1 protein-coding gene is annotated in these 1,256 nt (G+C 73.1%); it reads right to left on the bottom strand.

Annotation, left to right across the window (positions count from 1 at the left end; translation table 11 throughout):
- Positions 1-1,256: glycoside hydrolase family 2 TIM barrel-domain containing protein (locus G4D87_RS37920; protein ID WP_163787612.1), on the bottom strand; the 1,256-nt coding region annotated here is incomplete at both ends.

Below are 1,256 nucleotides of genomic sequence, written 5' to 3'. Positions count from 1 at the left end.
TCCCTGGCGAGCGCGTAGAGCTTGATGGCCCCGCGCACCGCTGGCATCCGCACCCGCCAGGTGCCCGGCGTGGGGCCGGGCTGGGCGTCCAGCCGGCGCACCTCGTCGCGCTCGTGCCGCGTGGCCGCGCTCCGGAAGTTGTAGGCGAAAGAGACGCTGGGGCGCTTCGGGGCGCTGTCCGCGACGTCGACGTGGACCAGCGCCCAGGTGGTGGGGCCCTCGCGCACCGCGCCCTGGACGGCCACGGCGTCAATCCGGGGCAGCGGCGTGGAGGGCTTCTGGCCCGTGTAGGCCTCGCGCACCGCCCACCAGGCGGGCCGGGTGGCGCTCCCGGACAGCATGCCCAGCCAGAGGCCCGTGTGGTCGAACGACGCGCCGAAGTTGAAGACGAACAGGCCCAGGCACCGGCCCGCCTTCACGTGGGGCGCCAGGGCGGTGTTCCACCCGTCGACGATGGCGGCGTACTTCTCCGCGTCGGTGGGCTCGCGGGGCACGCCGTGGGCGTCCTTGGGCGCGTCCCATTCTCCCTGGGCGCCGAACTCGGTGATGAACCAGGGCTTCTTCACGCCCGCCTGCGCCAGGGCCGCGGGCAGCGCGTGGATGCCGCCGCCGTAGACGTTGAGGCCATACGCGTCGAGCGACGGCACGTGCTTCTCCCACCAGGGCACCGCCAGCGTCCACGCGTCCACGGAGATGACGGGATGGTCGGCGTCGAGCTTCTTGAGGTCGCGGACCACCTTCTCCAGGAAGCGCGCGTAGGCCTCCTTCGCCGCGTCGTCGGGGCTGTTGAGGATGACCTCGTTGCCCACGCCCCAGGCCAGGACGGCCGGGTGGTCCTTGAGGCGGCGCACCTGCTGGAGCGTGTCCTCGTGCTGCTGCTTCATTCCGGCCGCGTCGCGCGTGTAGTCGAAGGTGTCGTCGCCCTCCGCGCCGGGCTGGCCGTGCCGCATCCAGAGGCCGACGAGCACCTTCAGTCCCTGTTTGTGCGCGGCGTCGAGCAGCAGCAGCGTCTCCGAGCCGGTGCCCCAGGTGCGCAGGGTGTTCACCCCGAGCGCCGCGAGCCGCGCGCAGTCCGCGTCGTAGGCGGTGCTGTTGCTGCTGCCGCTGAAGGTGACGCCGCGGGCCACGTAGGCCCGCCCGTCCACCTGGAGCTGCCACTGGCCGTCCTTCTGGAGGAGGACGGTCCGGGCCGCCGCTGCCGAGGGCAGCAGCAGGAGCGCGCCGAGGAGCGCGCAGCCGAGGAAGGTGGAGCGGGC

The sequence above is a fragment of the Myxococcus vastator genome, from assembly GCF_010894475.1.
Lineage (GTDB): Bacteria > Myxococcota > Myxococcia > Myxococcales > Myxococcaceae > Myxococcus > Myxococcus vastator.
Note: the sequence above shows the minus strand (reverse complement) of the source record. Positions and strands in the feature narration are given on the sequence as shown.